Below are 17232 nucleotides of genomic sequence, written 5' to 3' on the forward strand. Positions count from 1 at the left end.
CGTAAACTGTTAAAAATAAGCGCGAAGCTGTACATTGCCCGTATGAACAACAGGTCCGGTCTCACTTTTTCGTCCCTGATAATTTAAATTTACATCCAGAAACTGTGTTAGATTTTTTTGTAAAAGCAATTTCCATACTAAATTTTGTCCTTGCTGAAGTCCTTCAAGCATTTGAAAACCTACAGATGAAAATTCATTTCCGGTGAACTTATTTTGGTAAAAAGAGAATTCTCCATTTAAGGTTACTTTTTTCTCTCCCGCAAAAGAAAAAGAAGTTCCAAGCCTGTTTTGAACTAAAGTTTCTAAATTCCCAATCTGATTTTCTTTGTTCTGAAATTCATAAAAGAAATCTAAACTCGTATTTTTCGAAAACAAATAACTGATTTTTGGTGCTACCTGATATCCATTTAAATCGTAGTTTTTCTCTTCAAAATCTTCAGAAATTAAATTGGTTTTAATGGTCTTCGTAAAAAGGTTGAATAACCAGCTTTTTTGATACAAATGAGTGTATTGTAATTGGTTTGAACTGTTTGTGATATTTTGTGATCCAATCGAAAGTAGATTTTTCCCCTTATTAATAAGATAAGTATACGTTACAGAATGTTTTTGTTTCCCGCGATTATAGTATAAACTATTTCTAAAACTGGAATTTAATCCTAAGATATTTTCTTCTGATGAATCAAATGGATTCAGTTCTAAGCGTTCGCCCTGGCTTTTTACTTTACGGTCCATAATAAACGAAGTCTGATTGTAAAAATAAGAAGCGATTTTCCTGAAACCAGTTTCATTTTGCCATTGCAGCGGATTTAAAGCAACAGATTGTGAGAATTTGTTTTGATTGGTTTTAATATAAACCTGATTGGGCAAAAAGATCCTGACATACCGTGCTTGATCCGGAAAGGCTGCAATTTCAAATTCTTCTAATTCCTGAATTCCATTACCATTATAATCATTCCAGGTATAAACACCTTGTCCTGTAGGAACTTCAATATAAGTAAACTCTTGTTGTGCAATAGTTCCGGAGCTGGTTTCATAAGCCGTTCCTATTTGCATGAACTGGTTAAAAAAACGATCATTATATAAAATTCTTGAATTTAGCGAAGGTTCATTTTTTCTTGATGGATCTGTAAAATCTAAATTGCGATAACTGGCATAAACGGCTAAATCTGTTGTTTTGTTCTGAATCAGTTTTGACTTTAAATAATAAGTTTGCGAATTGTTTACGTGCTGCAGCAATCCGTTTTGCAAACTATCGTTTCGACGTTGCAGATATCCAATTTCAACAAATACTTTTGTACTGTCACCGCGACCAATAAAAGTACCGTATTCTGAGAATCTTTGGCTTAAAGCCGAAAAAGCATTCGTAACTTTATTCCTTTGCTGATTATCCTCGATTTGCATGCTGGCACCAATCCAGTTTTTACCAAAATGATATTTAGTCCGGGTTTGATTTCTGATAAATTTTGAATTCGAACTTGTAGCGTCACTATTTAGATAACTGCCCTGATTTTCGATTGTCCATTGCTTTAGTTTGAAAAAAGCAGTTGCGGTATGTCTGGTTCCGGAATAACTTTCGGTATAATCCAATTTTTCAAATTGATACGTAAATAATCCAATATTCGAAGTCTCCTTTTTTGCAAATAAATCAAAATTTAATCCTGTCATTAATAAACTATGATTGCCTAAAAGAGTCTCATTTAAATTCCAATCCCTATTAAATTCTATATTGTACAAACGTTCAACAGATCTGAAGTCTTCCTGTACAAACTGGTAATTTGCAAAAGCATCTAAAGTCCAGTCTCTGGTAAAAAGACGTTTTTTTATGTTTGTTTTAAGCGCAATTCCATCATTATCGCTGTCATCAATTTTCGAAAATAAATTTTTATCATTATTGCTTACTGCAATTTCAAAGTCGACCAAGGTTTTTTCATCTGGATTATATTTCCCCAAAAAAGTAGCAACCTGTAGTTTTATTGGGGCAACCAAATTTACAATTGGTTCATAATTTCCTTGTAAAACCCCATTTATTGGCGCGGTATATTCATAAATGCGTTCTACGGAATTGTTGTTCTGAATTATATAGTTTCCGGCATTATTACCTACAAGACTAAATTTTACGTTGTACAAAACAGTACTTGCATCGTTTGAATATTCGTATGCCTCTACAGAATTGACCAGTATTTTTTTATATAAAATTTTATTATCCGCATAAGTATCTTCATATGCTGATGGCGCTTTCATTAAATTAGGATCGTCTCCGGCCTGACTTAAAATTTTAACTTGTTCTGTAGAAAGATTTTGCTGCAGCGGCTGGTTTTTCATATCGTTTTCTGAATAGATATAACCGCCAAAACTCCAGTTTTTATTTTCGTGAGTTGCTCCCGCATAGGTAACCAGTCTATTGTAATTTCGTTCAGAATATTGGTATTCAATATTAATACGCATTTCAGAAGTAATAGTAAAAAGAGACGTAAAAGTGATTTCTCCGGCATTATAATCGATCACATAATCGTTGTTTTCGCCACGTTTCAGCAAAACACCATTTACATAAACACGCTCAGATCCTGAAATTACCAGCACATATAATTCACCATTTTGCCCTTTTAATTTATAAGGTCCCTGATTGCCTTCCTGACCGGTAAAAGTACTTTTGGCATATTGGCCTTTTACAAAAGCAACAGAAGCAAAAATATTGGTTTTGCTCTCGTCATCACCAAAATTGAAACTGGTAGAAAGTCCTTGTACTTTTTTATTGAAATTTAAAAATTGAGTTTTTCTGTTTTCTAAAAAAACATCACCGGCGCGAATGTTCCAGTCATCGCTAAAAAGTTCCATGAAAATATTATCGAACTGATCGAGTTTCTGAGAATATCCGCCATCTTGCAACGGAATATTATTATCCTGAAGTGAAGCCCGCAAACTAATTTTATCAGATATTTTTCCGGTAATCTGAAGATCTAAATTAGAATTTAAAACAGTGTTTTGATTGTTTCCAACAGTTACACCTCGGGTGATACTACCAGAAGTATTTAAACCATCAAACGGAGTAACTTTTTTTGTATTGGTATTTTCTATTTTGTACAATTTCTCAGAACCTACATCATTCGTAACGACTTGATTTGATTTGTACAGACTGTATTCTTTGGTTAAAAAATCAGGGTATTTTAAATAATTTACAATTAAGGTATCAGATGATAAAGCCAATTGTTCCTTTAAAATCAAAGTTCCTTTTTCAAAATCAATTTTATAAAAAATAGAATCCAGCGGTTCATTTTTAGTATTTAGAATTTCGAAAAAACTGGAATTTATACTAAATTCTTCGAGATGTATAGTATCACGCGTTGCAATTACTTTTTTGGTTTTGTACGATGATTCCGTTTCCTGCGCCTGAAGCCCGGAATACCAGATAAAAACCGTTAAAAACAGTAATTTTTTCAACATAAATACTTTAACTCTAAAAAATCAAAAGTAGTATTTATAATTGGTAAATGTTATGGAGGATATTTTAGTTTTGTTATTGAAAACTTAGAGTTAATGAATGTATCGTCCCGGAATTTTATATAATAATGAACTATAATTTATCTTCCGTTTTTTATTTGGGTAAACATAGAGACCGAAATAAAAAAAGCCAATGCCATCGAAGTTCCCATTTTTATCATATTACCGCTATGGTTAGGGTTGTAAAAAAAGTAGGCTAAATAAATACAGCTAATAATAGCGATGCTATATTTGAAAATAAAAAATTTCATGTTTTCAATGAATAAATTAGTTGGAAGAATTACTTGTTTTTAAACTTGATTGCTAAAGATGTGCTGCAACTATAAGAATAATTGCAATGACAACTAATACTAAAAATACTGAATTAGGATTCGCAAAATTAATTGTCCATCCCAGTTTCTTTATTCTTTTAGAAGGAAACAATCTGGTGTCTTTTGGGTTGTAATAGAAAATTCCCCAAATCCAATTATTGGGATTGTTGTTCCATTCATTTTTAGTTTCTTCGGAGGGGTCGTTATTAAAATTCATTATTTTGTAGGTTTAAAATATGTTTCTTTCTAATAATTGTGACAGATATTTTTAGGGATATCTTTTGCTGAATCGATATCCTAGCACTACAATTATTATAAAAAGGGAAAGAAGCAAAGCAGAATGGGTCATTTTTGGTTTTTTTTTATTTGAGAGAAAATATTTATTGTTTTTTTGGGCATGCCTAAATTACTGTTTTGTAAGCGTTTGTATTATGTGATTATCGGGTATTTTTAATAAGAAATGTATTAGCTATTTTTTTATTTAAAAAAATATCTGATTTTTGTGAGTATATATTTATAAAACATTTTTCTTGTTTTATAAAAACTTTATCAATTATGAATGTTATTGTAGGCAATAAGTTAAAAATACTTCGGAAAAGTAAAAAAATGTCACAAGAAGAAGTGGCAGATTATCTTGATATATCACAATCTGCATATGCCAGAATGGAAAGTGGTGAAAGTCATTCCTGGGCCAGTCATATTTTAAGAATCTGTAAAATTTTTGGTATAACTCCGGATGAATTATTAAAGTTAGAAGTTAATAATAAGGAAATATCTTCCGGGCAAATCTTCAATCAACTGTCTGATACTGTAATAGAGCAGTACGAAGAAAGAATACGTGAATTAAAAAAAGTAATTAAGGATTTGAAGGAGGATAAAAAATCGTTAAAGTCATAATTTTTTTTAGCTTTGTGAGAATAAAACTAACTTAAATTATGGATACCAGTAAAGAACTCTTATTCTTTTTTAGCGCATTAGGAGTTTTTAACGGAATTATTTTAAGTGTGTATTTTTTCTTTTTTACCAAAAAAAAGTTCCTGACCAATTATTTTTTGGGTGCATTATTATTTGCACTAAGCATCAGAATTGGAAAATCAGTGTTTGTGTATTTTAATCCCACGTTGCCAAAAATGTATTTGCAATTTGGACTTACAGCTTGCTTTTTTATTGGTCCTTTTTTATATTATTTCCTGAAATCAGCCGTTGCTGAAATTAATTTAATGCCCAAATCCTGGAAACTTAGCCTTTTATTCTGGGCTTTATTTATAAGTACAATTGGATTTTTATATCCTTATGAATATTATACGGAACTGTGGAGACAGTATTTTATAAAAGCCATTTATTTTCAATGGTTTGTGTATATTATTTTTTCCGGGGTTACCATTAAAGACATTCTACAAAAAATCATAAGTAAAAAACACAAAGCAACTCCGGCAGAAATGTGGTTCGGAATGCTTTTTCTGGGCAATTCGCTTTTATTCTTTTTCTATTTTCTTGCCATAATGCGTGCTCCGGCCGCTACTTATATTAGTGGAGCAATTGTTTTTTCGATTATGTTCTATTTAATTATTTCTATCCTTTTATACCGTAAAAAAACCGATGATTTGTTTTTATTAAACGGATCAAAGAATTCCGGTAAAAAAATAGAGGCAACCGAAGCGGAAATTTTTACACAAAAACTCGAAAGTTTAATGGACGAAAAGGCTTTGTATAAAAATCCCAATCTTACATTGCAGGACTTGTCTAAAGAAATAAACATTTCAAGTCATCAATTATCCCAACTTTTAAATAATAATTTGGGTAAAAACTTTACCAGTTTTGTAAATGAGTTCAGAATAAAAGAAGCTTGCGAAATTATAACTTCAAATGATAAACTTACTTTAGAATCTATTGGCTACGATGTAGGTTTTAATTCTAAATCGACATTTTTTGCAGCCTTTAAAAAACATACCGGAACAACGCCTTCCAACTATCAAAATCAGGCGTTACAAGCTTAAACCTTAGTGTGAATTTATAAATTCGTACTCCTGATTTCTGTTTCGATTACTTCATCCTGCAATTTAGAATAGACTTTTGTCAAAACAAAGTCAAATTTTAAATTGCCAAATCTATGAGATTCCTAGTTTCTGTTTTCATTTACACTTATTTCTTTCTTTTTTATGCCTTAGAAATAAATGCACAATCCAAGCCAACAATTCCTGAGAAAATTACAAATCAAAATAACGAATTAAAGGAAGTGGTTATTAAAAAACAGGCATCGTTAGTAAAATATGTCGCCAACGGAACGCTTGATGTAAATGTCGCCAATACATTGCTTTCGACAAGTAGTTCGGTCAATGAATTATTGGGCAGGGTTCCGAATGTTATTGTAGCCGAAGGACAAATAAGTGTTTTGGGAAGAGGAGAAGCGATTATTTATCTTAACGGAATTTTAATTAATTACGAACGTTTTGCTGCGATTCCGGTTTCTCAAATTTTAAAAATCGAAGTAATTTCAAATCCATCTTCAAGATACGATGCCGAAGGAAAAGCGGTTATCAATATTATTACCAAAAAAAATATCGAAAACGGAATGTTAGGAAGCGCGAGTCAACAAGTGACTGTTTCTGAGTTTGCCGGAACGAGTACGAATACTCTTTTGGATTTTAATTATACTAAAGGCAAATTTTCGTTCATAACCAATTACGGATTGCAATTGGGCAATGGCCGCGAATTATTATATACGACCAGAATAAGACCAAATCCCGATGATTATATGCGATCTAAATTAACCACAGATTGGAAACGTCAGTTTAATAATTATTCGAATTTTGGTTTTGGATTGCAATACACGTTCTCTGAGAAGAATTATATTTCATTGGCATATAGCGGCAATATTGATGATTTGGGCGGAGTCGTAGAAAGCCGAAACTCTATCAGTAATAATGGGGAAAATAGTTTTTATGCCACGGATATTGCTAAAAATGATGTGCTGCTAAATCAGTTCATTAATCTAAATTATAATGCGATAACAGACAGTAAGGGTTCGTCGTTATTTATAGGAACACAATACTCTAATTATAATGGAACTGTAAAAGATTTTATTGATGAAAATAGTTGGGTTGACGAACGAAATGCTGAAAAGTATTTGAAGAATAATGTTGACAATACAATTAATATTATAAGTATTCAGGCAGATTATTCTAAAAAGATAAATGAAAATACAAAGCTCGAAACCGGAGTGAAATTTAGCAATGCGAAAGTACAATCAGGAACAGATTTCCTAATTTCTGATGTAGAAAATGGCGGTTTTGAACCTGATGATCAACTTTCGAGTGATTTTAAATATGTTGAAAAAATTAGTGCCGCTTATTTTAATTACGAAAGTTCATTAGGGGAGAAGTTCAATTTTTCTTTTGGCGCCCGAGGCGAATGGACGAGTTATAATTTGTATACTACTGAAAACGGAGTCCAGGAATTCAAAAAAAATTATGGCAATTTTTTCCCTAATGTGTTACTAAATATGGATGTTTCAGATGATTTAAAACTGCATGCATCGTATGTTTCCAGAATAACAAGACCAAGATATCAGGCTTTGAATCCGTATGTTATTTATCAGGATCCGTTTACTACTATAGAAGGAAACCCTAATTTGCTTCCTGAAAAGACTCACGCTTTTGAAATTGGTTCGATGTACAAAAAGTTGGATTTTAAAATAGGATATACTTATAAAATCGATCCAATTTCCGGAGCTGCTTTGCGTGGCGATACACCAAATAGTTATATTTTGAGATCATTAAATATAGAAAAAGAACATACTTTTTTTACTTCGCTTTCAAGATCATTTACAAACAAATGGTGGAATTCAACGAATACCATTAGTATGAATTTAAGCAAATCGATTGATAATTTTTATGAATATGCTTTGGGTCCTGTCAAACCTCAAATCTATCTGTATTCTAATAATACATTTACGATCCCGAATCTTTTTAAAGTTCAATTGCTTGCCTGGTATCTTGGCGATAAAAGCTACGGATTAAGAAGCGAAAATAGCAGATCGACAGTTACTGTAGGAATCGAAAGAAACTTTTTTAAAGAGGCGCTAAAAATCAATTTTACCGCAAATGATATCTTTCACGACTTTATGGTGTCCGGTAATTATGATGTTGGTAAAACCGAAATATATTATCACAGAACCTACACCACCAATTATTTTAAACTGATAGCAACATACAGTTTTGGAAATTCAAAGAAACAAGCTTTTAAGAAAACAGAGATTCAACAAAGCGAAAATAACAGAGCGAGATAAAGAAAAAGGCTTCACATATTAGTGAAGCCTTTTCTAAATATAGTTGAATTGTATAATTAACTTTTATAAAAAGATTTTATTTAATCTCTTTGGTAACGATTTGCATCGTTTCACGGCTTACTTGTTTTAGTAATACGGTTTTGTTTTCTTCGACAGTTTGTGCAGCTTGTTCTGTAAAATGACGAATGGTATATAAAGTTACATTTTCATTGTAATCTACTTTGAATTTTTTTGAAAGTATTGCGTTCAATTCATTAAAATTTTCAAATTTATCCTCTACGCACACAGAAAAACTAATTGCTGAGTTCTGGATCAGATTTACTTTTATTTTGAATTGGTGAAACAAAGCAAAAATTTCACTTATGTTTTCTTCCATAATAAAAGAGAAATCAATTGATGAAAGTGAGATCAAAAGTTGGTCTCTTTTTACAATGAAACAAGGATATTGAGGTTCAAGATCAACACCTTTAGAAACGCATGTCCCTTTTAATAATGGGTTGATAAATGATTTTACATACAAAGGAATTTCTTTTTTCTGTAAAGGCTGTAGCGTTTTTGGGTGAATAACCGTTGCACCGTAAAAAGCCAACTCGATTGCTTCGCGATAGGAGATTTGATTTAACAAACTAGCATTCTCAAAATAACGCGGGTCCGCATTCATTACTCCCGGAACGTCTTTCCAGATCGTTACGCTTTCTGCATTTAGGCAATAGGCAAAAATTCCTGCTGTATAATCAGAACCTTCACGACCAAGAGTAGTAGTAAAGTTGTTTTCGTCAGCACCTAAAAATCCCTGCGTAATGTTTAATGTTTTACGTTTTACGTTTTTGCTGATGTTTTGTTGGGTGGTTTCCCAATCTACTTCGGCATCTCTGTAATTTGCATTGGTTTTAATAAAATTACGAACATCAAGCCATTGCGTCTGAATTCCTCTAAAATTCATATAATGACTTAAAATCGTAGTCGAAATCAATTCTCCAAAACTTACAATCTGATCGTAAACAAAATTGTAATTAGGAGATTTATTATGTGCCAGAAAATATTCTAATTCAGAAAATTGAGCTGTTACAGCTTCAAAAACCTCCTGTTTTTCATCTTCAAATAAATCCAGTATGATTTGATTGTGATATTTTTTAATTTCCTGAACGGATGAATTTAACTCTGTCGATTTATCAAAATAATTCTTGATAACAACTTCAAGAGCATTTGTCGTTTTTCCCATTGCCGAAACGACCAAAATCACATCTTCATAACCTACTTTTTGTAAAACGTCGTATACGTTTTTAATTCCATCAGCATCTTTAACTGATGCACCACCAAATTTAAATACTCTCATTTTGTATATATGCTGTTTTTTTATAAAATTCCAATTTTTTAAATCTCAAATTCCAATTGAAGGAAATTGTAGAGACGCACAGCAGTGCGTCTTTTTTTTGCCACAGATTATTAAGATTAAAAAGATTGTTTCAATCTGTGATAATTTGCCACGAATTTCACGAATTTACACTAATTAATTCGTGCTAATTCGTGGCGAAAAAAGACAACTATTTTGAAATCTTTTTAATCTTAATCTGCGGCAAATATTTTTTTACATTTTATCCAGAAACGAATTAATTCCATTTTCATCCATTTGAACTACTCTCCATTCCTCCAGAATTTTTGCGCCTGAATTTTCATAGAATTTCACGGCAGGAGTATTCCAGTCCAGAACATTCCATTCTACCCTTCGTACATTATCTTTTTTTCCCTGCTTCATTATTTCGCTATAAAGTGCAGATCCTAAACCGGTACCACGCATTTTATCTTTTACGATCAAATCTTCAAGATGTATTGTTTTTCCTTTCCAGGTAGAATATCTGTAATAATATAATGCGATTCCAACAATCTCCTTTTCAACCTCTGCAACAAAAACATGAAATAACGGTTTTTCTCCAAAGCCGTCACGCACTAAATCGTCAACAGTAATAACAACAGCTTCCGGTTCTTTTTCGAATATTGCCAACTCCTGTATTAATCCCAAAACCGATTCCATGTCTTCAGGATTTCCTTTTCTAATATTCATATTATCAAATTTTATTTTTATTCTGTACTGTATTGTTGCCTAATTTTTAAGAACTTATTTTGATCAAAATTTTTGTAAGACCAATTCGTGTATTCTTATTATTAAGCGTTTATTAGCTAAAAAAAATATTCTTTGCTCGGTACTTTGAGTATTTAATTAGCAAATATACAATAGTGGCAAACTAACGAAATAATTTTTAAATCATTCTCACAAAAAAAACGATATTTGTGACTTAAAATTAAAACTACAACGATATAGTAATGGAAGAACGCAATAAAACACTAGGAGAGTTTATTATTGAGAACCAAAAAGCATTTCAGTATTCGTCGGGAGAGCTTTCCCGAATTATTAACTCTATACGTTTAGCGGCGAAAGTTGTAAACTATAAAGTCAACAAAGCCGGATTAGTGGATATTATTGGCGCTGCAGGCGAACAAAATATCCAGGGAGAAGACCAGCAAAAATTAGATGTGTATGCAAACGAAGTATTTATTCAGACGTTAATTAACCGTGAGATTGTCTGTGGAATTGCTTCAGAAGAAAACGACGAATTTATTACTGTCAAGGGGAGCGACAACAGTAATAATAATAAGTACGTGATCTTGATGGATCCGCTTGACGGATCTTCGAACATTGATGTAAATGTTTCTTTAGGGACCATTTTTTCCGTTTTTAGAAGAATTACACCACTTGGTACTCCGGTAACCATCGAAGACTTTTTACAACCGGGTGTAAATCAGGTGGCAGCGGGATATGTAATTTACGGAACCTCTACAATGTTGGTTTATACTACAGGTCACGGTGTAAATGGTTTTACGCTAAACCCTGCAATTGGTACTTTTTATCTTTCACATCCAAACATGCAATTTCCTCGAAACGGAAATATCTATTCAGTAAACGAAGGAAATTATGTTCATTTTCCGCAAGGAGTAAAAAATTATATTAAGTATTGTCAAAAAGAAGAAGAAGACAGACCATATACCTCAAGATATATTGGAAGTTTAGTTTCTGATTTTCATAGAAATATGATCAAAGGCGGAATTTATTTATATCCAACGAGCTCAAAAGCGCCAAAAGGAAAGTTACGTTTATTATATGAATGTAACCCAATGGCATTTATTGCAGAGCAGGCAGGAGGAAAAGCAACAGACGGTTTTGGAAGAATTATGGAAATCCAGCCAACAGAACTGCATGAAAGAGTTCCTTTTTTCTGCGGAAGTTATAATATGGTAGAAAAAGCGGAAGAGTTTATGGCAGCTGAATAAGTCTTCAGTCTCAGTTTCAGTCTGAACTATAAATAGCAAACCCGACAGATTTTTGAAATCTGTCGGGTTTATTTTGTTTTTTTATTAACTGTTTACTGTGACTGAGACTGTAAACTAAATACTATTTATTCATGTTTTCCATTTCGAAAACGAAAGTGTCTAAATCTACTTTTTTGTCAACCAAAGACAATGCTTTTCTAACAATATAGTTTACGTTTCCTGGAGTAAATCCTAAAGCTAATCCCATACGGGTTAACATTACTTCCTGCTGATCTCCTAAATGATGATCTACGTGAACCATTCTTGCCAAATCATATAAACGCTCTAAACGCTGCGTATATAAATAAGGAGGGTTTATTGGATGTTTCCACGGATCTTTAAGGATTTCGTTGTATTCTTCTTCTGAAATTTGTAATGTTGAAGCTATTTTATCTAAAAAATCTTTTTCTTCTGGACTTACTTTGCCGTCAGCAAAAGCTACACGAACAATGGCAGAGAAATGACCTCTGTTTCTTTGTTTGAATTCGTTATCAAATAATTCTGAAAATGGCATAATTAATTAGTTTTTATTGAGCAAAGATAAATCTTATTTTAATTTAACAAATTTAAATTTCTCATAAAATTTAACTTATTATTATTCGGTGATTTAATGTTTTGCACCATAAATTTTTCAAAATAAATCGTAAGTTTACAACCCCTAATCATTTAATAGTATTACCCGTATGTCAGAATTTTGGATTTATTTTCAAATAGGATTAAAGCATGTTTTAGATATTCACGCTTATGATCACGTTCTTTTTTTAATTGCATTAACAACACCTTATTTGTTTAGAGACTGGAAACGTATTTTACTTTTAGTTTCTGTTTTTACAATTGGACACACATTAGCTTTATTGCTTTCAGTTTACGGAATCATTGCAATAAAAGTTAATACGGTTGAGTTTTTAATTCCGATAACAATTTTAATAACGGCGATTTTCAATCTTTTTACAGCAGGAAAAACATCAAAGAGTGATGGATTGAATTTAGTGTTTTTTGTAACCTTGTTTTTTGGAATTATACACGGACTTGGATTCTCAAATTATTTCAAGACAATTTTAGGAGGATCACCTAGTTCAAAATTACTACCTTTAGGCGAGTTTGCATTAGGGATCGAAGCAGCTCAGTTAGTGGTGGTTTTTGTAGTTCTGATTATATCATATATTGTACAAACCGTATTTCGCTTTTCAAAGCGCGATTGGGCGCTTGTAATGTCGGCTTTTATTATAGGAGTAGTAGTTCCCATGATTATTGAAAGTCCAATTTGGCACAGATAAAATAAATGGAAGAAAAAAAGTTAAATAAATACGATAAGGCTTATTTAAGAATTGCGACAGAATGGGGAGCACTTTCCTATTGCATTCGAAAAAAAGTAGGCGCCATTATCGTAAAAGACCGAATGATTATTTCTGATGGATACAATGGAACACCATCCGGTTTTGAAAATTGCTGCGAAGATGAAGACGGATTAACCCGTTGGGATGTACTGCATGCAGAAGCAAATGCAATTTTAAAAGTAGCCAGATCAACGCAATCATGTGAAGGCGCAACTTTATATATTACACTTTCGCCATGTAAAGAATGCAGCAAACTGATACATCAGTCAGGAATAAAAAGAGTAGTATATCATAATGGATATCGTGACGATTCAGGAATTCAGTTTTTAATAAAAGCAGGTATCGAAGTCGAACATATTCCTGTTTTAGAAGAGTAAATGAAATTTAATTCAAAATATTTACCCATTATTATCGGAGCAACTTTTGCTCTCGGAATAGTCATCGGAAGCCTTATGAATGCTCCCGTTGATGACCAGCTTTTGGCTAAAAATTACTCGAAAACCAAGCTCAACAAACTTATTGATTTTATCAATAATGAATATGTTGACAGTATCAATACAGATTCTATTGTAAACCTTACAGTAGATAATATATTATCAAAATTAGATCCGCATTCCGTATATATTCCGCCAACAGAACAGGCTGAAGTGGCCGAAAGTATGAAAGGTGATTTCGTAGGAATCGGGATTAATTTCTATATGTACAAAGATTCTGTTGCCATTATAAAACCAATTGAAAACGGACCTTCTGCAAAAGCCGGAATAAAATCCGGAGACAGGATTTTATTTGCCGGAAAAACGAAATTATTTGGCAGAAAATTACCTTCGGATAGTTTATTCTCTAAATTAAAGGGAATAAAAGGATCTGAGATTGAATTGACTGTTTTTAGAAAATCAGAACAAAAGAAACTTAAGTTTAAAGTAAAAAGGGATATTATCCCGATTAAAAGTGTTGATGCCTCTTTATTACTCGATAATAAAACGGGTTATATAAAAATCAACCGTTTTGCAGAAACTACTTTTAACGAATTCAAAACCGGTTTGGTGAGATTGAAACAAAACGGAATTGAATCGCTTGTAATTGACCTTCGTGATAATGGCGGCGGTTATATGGAAGAAGCCATAGCAATTGCAGATGAATTCTTAAAAGACAAACAGTTGATTGTTTTTACCAAAAATAAAAATGGTACAACCGAAAAAACATTCGCTACAAAAGCAGGAAGTTTTGAAACAGGAAAAGTGTATGTTCTACTTAATGAAAACAGTGCATCTGCAAGTGAAATTCTGGCCGGAGCACTTCAGGATAATGACCGCGGAACGATTGTAGGACGTCGCTCTTTTGGGAAAGGATTAGTGCAGCGTGAAATGGATTTTAACGATGGATCTGCTGTTAGGTTAACAGTTGCCAGATATTACACGCCAACCGGAAGATCAATTCAAAAACCTTATAAAAAAGGAAATGAAGAATACTATAAAGAATCAGAATCACGTATAAAATCTGGAGAACTTTATGCAAAAGACAGTATAAAAGTTGCAGATTCATTAAAATTTAAAACTCCAAAAGGTAAAGTTGTATACGGTGGCGGCGGAATCGTTCCGGATGTTTTTGTGCCAATTGAGGCAGAACACGGAAACGAAAATGTAGCATATCTTCTTCAGACTGGAATCGTAGGTCATTTTGTTTTTGAAGAATTGGATAAAAACAGAAGTGCTTTTGCAGGACTTCATTTTAATGAGTTTTTGGCAAAGATGAAAAACTCTGATGCTTATTTTAAAAAGTTCAGAACTTATATTTTACTAACAGGACTGGATTTGAAATTAGATAAAACCAAAGCATTGGTAAACCGTTACATTACCGCAGAATTTGCACGTCAGCTTTATGGCGAATTGTATTATTATGATGTTATATTGAAAGATGATGCCATGATTAAAGCAGTTTTGAATCCGAAAAAGTAATACTTAATTTTTTTGTCAGATGAAAATAGAAACTATTGTAAATGCTGAAATCGAACTTTTAACGGCAATTAAAAATGCTGATGTTGCGACTTTGGATAAAATGCTTCATGATGATTTGCTTTTTAATTTGCCAGACGGACAAACCATTACCAAACAGTTCGATCTGGAATCTTATCGTTCCGGTAAAATGAAAATCGAAACTGTAGAAGCTTCAGATCAAATTATAAATATAATTGCAGATGTTGCTGTAGTTGCCGTAACTATTTTGTTGAAAGGAAATTATGAAGGTAATTCCTTGAATGGAACTTATAAGTATAACAGGGTTTGGAAACAATTTGATGAAACTGTAAAAGTGATTGCCGGAAGTTGCGTAGTTTTACAATAAAATAATAATAATTTTTTAAAATATAGTGTAATAAACCTTTCCTGAAAATGGACGAGATTTACAGTAAAATATAAAATATGAAAAATCTAAAAAGAGCAAGTTTTTTAATACTGCTAATGGCTTTTGTAATTTCTTGTGCATGTATGAAAGATAAAAATACAATTTCAGGAAAAGTTGAATCTATAGAATTTGGAAAGGACGGTTATACTGCCAAAATCAATACTGATAAAAATGAGGTTTATTATGCAATAATTAGCATCGTAAATGTTGGAGGACCGCAAAACTACAAGAAATTAAAAGAAGGTGATGAGGTATCCTTAAAAGGAGAAATCTGGAAAACAGATACAGAGAAACATATTAAAGTAAAAGAAATTGTTTCGGTGAAATAAAGGGTTAAACCATATAAGTTCATTTAATACTATGCGTGAAGCAATAACTATTAAAAGAAATAAACTTAAGTGAAAAAAAAGAAACCATATAAATTATATAAGTTGATAATATACGCAATGCATTAAATGAACTTATATAACTTATATGGTTTAATAATTTTATAGAGTTTTATCGAATACTATCGTGAGCGTGAGTTTGTACACCATTATTCCATAAAGTAAGAATATCTGTGGCTACAGCAGCACCGCTTCCGGCAGCAATTGCCAATTGACTTCTCCAGCCTGCTAAAGTTCCAATAACATAAATGCCGTCGGCAACTTTATGATCGTCGTTTTTGAGCTGTATACGTTGTTTTTCCGGAAGTGCTTTTTTGTGAGGTTCAATATATTGCATTAAACCTTCAATATCAAAAGTATTCGCAGAACCAATGCCTACAACGATACTTTTTGTTTTGTATGAGTTTTTGTTTGTCGTAACAGTAAATTCAGGATAAGTCCCTTCAACTTTTATTACTTTCTCATTTGGAATCTGTGCTATATGCGGATAACTCAATGCCAGATCCTGTGTACTTTCTATCAGTAAGTCAGAACCTAATTTGCCTGGCGTTATACCATAAGCATTGTAGAAAATTGCTTCTTGTAAGGAAGAATTTTTTTGATGCGTAAAAATTCCAATTTTTTTATCGGCTGCAAAGGATTTGTTTTTTGCTGATCCAAGAACCAGGGCACAAGACATGCCAGAAACGCCTCCGCCAATAATTAAAATGTCAAACATATTATCGTCCGTTTGTTTTTTCTTCAATTCTTTTAGAAATTCTAAAAATTAAAAGAATCAAAACGGCACAAAATGAAGCTGCAATTCCAATAAAAGCAACTACACTGTCTCCCTGAAAAGGATTTTTGAAGTCTAGCAACGTAATATTAAAAACAATTAAAGCTAATGCTAGAAGCACTAAGATTGAAGTGAAAATTTTCATAATGGTTGTTTGTTTGCCTAAAATAATAAAGTAAAACCCTTTGACCTAAAAAATGTCCTAAAGTTGTATTTTAGAAATTTTATGGGGTAAATTTATAAAAATAATTGTTAGACAAACAAACCTTTAACATTAGCGGCAAATAATTTAACAGCAATCGCTAAAAGTATGACACCAAAAGTCTTGCGAACCACGCCAAGTCCGTTTTCTCCTAATAAATTCTCGATTTTTTTAGAAGATTTCAAAACAATATATACCAATATGATATTCAATAAAATGGCAATAATAATATTAATGGTATGAAATTGAGATCGCAAAGAAAGTAAAGTTGTCATTGTTCCTGCTCCGGCGATTAACGGAAATGCTAAGGGAACGATAGAAGCAGATCCCGGTTCTTCGTCACGATATATCCTGATTCCTAAAATCATCTCTAAAGCCAGGAAAAACAATACAAAAGAACCTGCAACGGCAAACGAATGAACATCTATACCTATCAGGTTAAGAAAGCCTTCTCCAACAAAAAGAAAAACAATCATGATTGCACCGGCAACTATCGAAGCTTTTTCAGATTCTATATGTCCAACTTTTGCTCTTAAGTTTACAATAATAGGAATTGATCCTACAATATCAATTACAGCAAAAAGTACCATCCCAACAGTAATTATTTCTTTAAAGTCGATTTCTAACATATTACTTTGGTTTTAAGGGTTTAAAATTTTTGCAAAGGTA

Annotated in this window: 17 protein-coding genes; 9 read left to right on the forward strand and 8 right to left on the reverse strand. The window is 32.3% G+C overall.

Annotated elements, in window-relative coordinates:
• Positions 1-9: 9 nt before the first annotated feature.
• Positions 10-3441: a hypothetical protein gene (locus BXU01_RS07800; protein WP_083692642.1), complete on the reverse strand. Its 3432-nt coding sequence runs from the start codon at positions 3439-3441 to the stop codon at positions 10-12.
• 360 nt (positions 3442-3801) lie between these two features.
• Entirely contained in the window at positions 3802-4026 is a 225-nt protein-coding gene (locus BXU01_RS07805) for a DUF5808 domain-containing protein (RefSeq protein WP_055093707.1), read from the reverse strand.
• A 338-nt stretch (positions 4027-4364) separates the two neighbouring features.
• Here BXU01_RS07805 and BXU01_RS07810 point away from each other — a divergent pair, with 338 nt between their 5' ends.
• From BXU01_RS07810 to BXU01_RS07820, 3 genes are all read left to right on the forward strand, one after another.
• Complete coding sequence (locus tag BXU01_RS07810; protein WP_083692643.1) at positions 4365-4706, forward strand: helix-turn-helix transcriptional regulator; 342 nt, start codon at positions 4365-4367, stop codon at positions 4704-4706.
• 38 nt (positions 4707-4744) lie between these two features.
• Complete coding sequence (locus BXU01_RS07815; RefSeq protein ID WP_083692644.1) at positions 4745-5806, forward strand: AraC family transcriptional regulator; 1062 nt, start codon at positions 4745-4747, stop codon at positions 5804-5806.
• 113 nt (positions 5807-5919) lie between these two features.
• The gene (locus BXU01_RS07820; protein WP_083692645.1) at positions 5920-8097 is read left to right on the forward strand and encodes an outer membrane beta-barrel family protein; all 2178 of its coding nucleotides are present in this window, start codon (positions 5920-5922) and stop codon (positions 8095-8097) included.
• A 76-nt stretch (positions 8098-8173) separates the two neighbouring features.
• Here BXU01_RS07820 and BXU01_RS07825 read toward each other — a convergent pair whose 3' ends face one another.
• On the reverse strand, positions 8174-9433 hold the full coding sequence (locus tag BXU01_RS07825; RefSeq protein ID WP_083692646.1) for an aspartate kinase: 1260 nt from the start codon (positions 9431-9433) through the stop codon (positions 8174-8176).
• A 252-nt stretch (positions 9434-9685) separates the two neighbouring features.
• Positions 9686-10159: a GNAT family N-acetyltransferase gene (locus BXU01_RS07830; RefSeq protein ID WP_083692647.1), complete on the reverse strand. Its 474-nt coding sequence runs from the start codon at positions 10157-10159 to the stop codon at positions 9686-9688.
• Between the two features lie 260 nt (positions 10160-10419).
• Between BXU01_RS07830 and fbp the strand changes: the two genes are divergently transcribed.
• Positions 10420-11424, forward strand: coding sequence for a class 1 fructose-bisphosphatase (gene fbp, locus BXU01_RS07835; RefSeq protein WP_083692648.1), 1005 nt, complete (start codon positions 10420-10422; stop codon positions 11422-11424).
• 121 nt (positions 11425-11545) lie between these two features.
• On the opposite strand, the gene BXU01_RS07840 is transcribed toward fbp, so the two are convergent.
• Positions 11546-11977, reverse strand: a complete 432-nt coding sequence (locus BXU01_RS07840) for a TerB family tellurite resistance protein (RefSeq protein WP_055093696.1) — start codon at positions 11975-11977, stop codon at positions 11546-11548.
• Positions 11978-12146: 169 nt separating this feature from the next.
• Between BXU01_RS07840 and BXU01_RS07845 the strand changes: the two genes are divergently transcribed.
• The 5 genes from BXU01_RS07845 to BXU01_RS07865 all read left to right on the forward strand — a co-directional run bounded on the left by BXU01_RS07845 (position 12147) and on the right by BXU01_RS07865 (position 15529).
• Positions 12147-12740 carry a HupE/UreJ family protein gene (locus tag BXU01_RS07845; RefSeq protein WP_083692649.1) on the forward strand — a complete coding sequence of 198 codons (594 nt, stop codon included), beginning with the start codon at positions 12147-12149 and terminating at the stop codon, positions 12738-12740.
• 5 nt (positions 12741-12745) lie between these two features.
• Positions 12746-13177, forward strand: coding sequence for a dCMP deaminase family protein (locus tag BXU01_RS07850; protein WP_083692650.1), 432 nt, complete (start codon positions 12746-12748; stop codon positions 13175-13177).
• Positions 13178-14755 carry a S41 family peptidase gene (locus BXU01_RS07855; protein ID WP_083692651.1) on the forward strand — a complete coding sequence of 526 codons (1578 nt, stop codon included), beginning with the start codon at positions 13178-13180 and terminating at the stop codon, positions 14753-14755.
• Positions 14756-14774: 19 nt separating this feature from the next.
• Positions 14775-15140, forward strand: coding sequence for a nuclear transport factor 2 family protein (locus BXU01_RS07860; RefSeq protein WP_083692652.1), 366 nt, complete (start codon positions 14775-14777; stop codon positions 15138-15140).
• Between the two features lie 77 nt (positions 15141-15217).
• Positions 15218-15529: a hypothetical protein gene (locus BXU01_RS07865; RefSeq protein ID WP_083692653.1), complete on the forward strand. Its 312-nt coding sequence runs from the start codon at positions 15218-15220 to the stop codon at positions 15527-15529.
• 169 nt (positions 15530-15698) lie between these two features.
• On the opposite strand, the gene BXU01_RS07870 is transcribed toward BXU01_RS07865, so the two are convergent.
• The 3 genes from BXU01_RS07870 to BXU01_RS07880 form a co-directional block, all read right to left on the reverse strand.
• Positions 15699-16304 carry an FAD-dependent oxidoreductase gene (locus BXU01_RS07870; protein ID WP_083692654.1) on the reverse strand — a complete coding sequence of 202 codons (606 nt, stop codon included), beginning with the start codon at positions 16302-16304 and terminating at the stop codon, positions 15699-15701.
• Position 16305: 1 nt separating this feature from the next.
• Complete coding sequence (locus BXU01_RS07875) at positions 16306-16506, reverse strand: hypothetical protein (RefSeq protein WP_017496183.1); 201 nt, start codon at positions 16504-16506, stop codon at positions 16306-16308.
• Between the two features lie 107 nt (positions 16507-16613).
• Positions 16614-17192, reverse strand: a complete 579-nt coding sequence (locus BXU01_RS07880; protein WP_055093681.1) for a MarC family protein — start codon at positions 17190-17192, stop codon at positions 16614-16616.
• Positions 17193-17232: the final 40 nt, after the last annotated feature.

Source organism: [Flexibacter] sp. ATCC 35103, assembly GCF_001975985.1.
In the GTDB taxonomy this organism is placed as follows: Bacteria; Bacteroidota; Bacteroidia; order Flavobacteriales; family Flavobacteriaceae; genus Flavobacterium.

Coding starts and splice junctions, on each gene's coding strand:
- BXU01_RS07800 (WP_083692642.1), bottom strand. CDS start 3,441: ATGTTGAAAAAATTACTGTTTTTAACGGTTTTTATCTGGTATTCCGGG.
- BXU01_RS07805 (WP_055093707.1), bottom strand. CDS start 4,026: ATGAATTTTAATAACGACCCCTCCGAAGAAACTAAAAATGAATGGAAC.
- BXU01_RS07810 (WP_083692643.1), top strand. CDS start 4,365: ATGAATGTTATTGTAGGCAATAAGTTAAAAATACTTCGGAAAAGTAAA.
- BXU01_RS07815 (WP_083692644.1), top strand. CDS start 4,745: ATGGATACCAGTAAAGAACTCTTATTCTTTTTTAGCGCATTAGGAGTT.
- BXU01_RS07820 (WP_083692645.1), top strand. CDS start 5,920: ATGAGATTCCTAGTTTCTGTTTTCATTTACACTTATTTCTTTCTTTTT.
- BXU01_RS07825 (WP_083692646.1), bottom strand. CDS start 9,433: ATGAGAGTATTTAAATTTGGTGGTGCATCAGTTAAAGATGCTGATGGA.
- BXU01_RS07830 (WP_083692647.1), bottom strand. CDS start 10,159: ATGAATATTAGAAAAGGAAATCCTGAAGACATGGAATCGGTTTTGGGA.
- fbp (WP_083692648.1), top strand. CDS start 10,420: ATGGAAGAACGCAATAAAACACTAGGAGAGTTTATTATTGAGAACCAA.
- BXU01_RS07840 (WP_055093696.1), bottom strand. CDS start 11,977: ATGCCATTTTCAGAATTATTTGATAACGAATTCAAACAAAGAAACAGA.
- BXU01_RS07845 (WP_083692649.1), top strand. CDS start 12,147: ATGTCAGAATTTTGGATTTATTTTCAAATAGGATTAAAGCATGTTTTA.
- BXU01_RS07850 (WP_083692650.1), top strand. CDS start 12,746: ATGGAAGAAAAAAAGTTAAATAAATACGATAAGGCTTATTTAAGAATT.
- BXU01_RS07855 (WP_083692651.1), top strand. CDS start 13,178: ATGAAATTTAATTCAAAATATTTACCCATTATTATCGGAGCAACTTTT.
- BXU01_RS07860 (WP_083692652.1), top strand. CDS start 14,775: ATGAAAATAGAAACTATTGTAAATGCTGAAATCGAACTTTTAACGGCA.
- BXU01_RS07865 (WP_083692653.1), top strand. CDS start 15,218: ATGAAAAATCTAAAAAGAGCAAGTTTTTTAATACTGCTAATGGCTTTT.
- BXU01_RS07870 (WP_083692654.1), bottom strand. CDS start 16,304: ATGTTTGACATTTTAATTATTGGCGGAGGCGTTTCTGGCATGTCTTGT.
- BXU01_RS07875 (WP_017496183.1), bottom strand. CDS start 16,506: ATGAAAATTTTCACTTCAATCTTAGTGCTTCTAGCATTAGCTTTAATT.
- BXU01_RS07880 (WP_055093681.1), bottom strand. CDS start 17,192: ATGTTAGAAATCGACTTTAAAGAAATAATTACTGTTGGGATGGTACTT.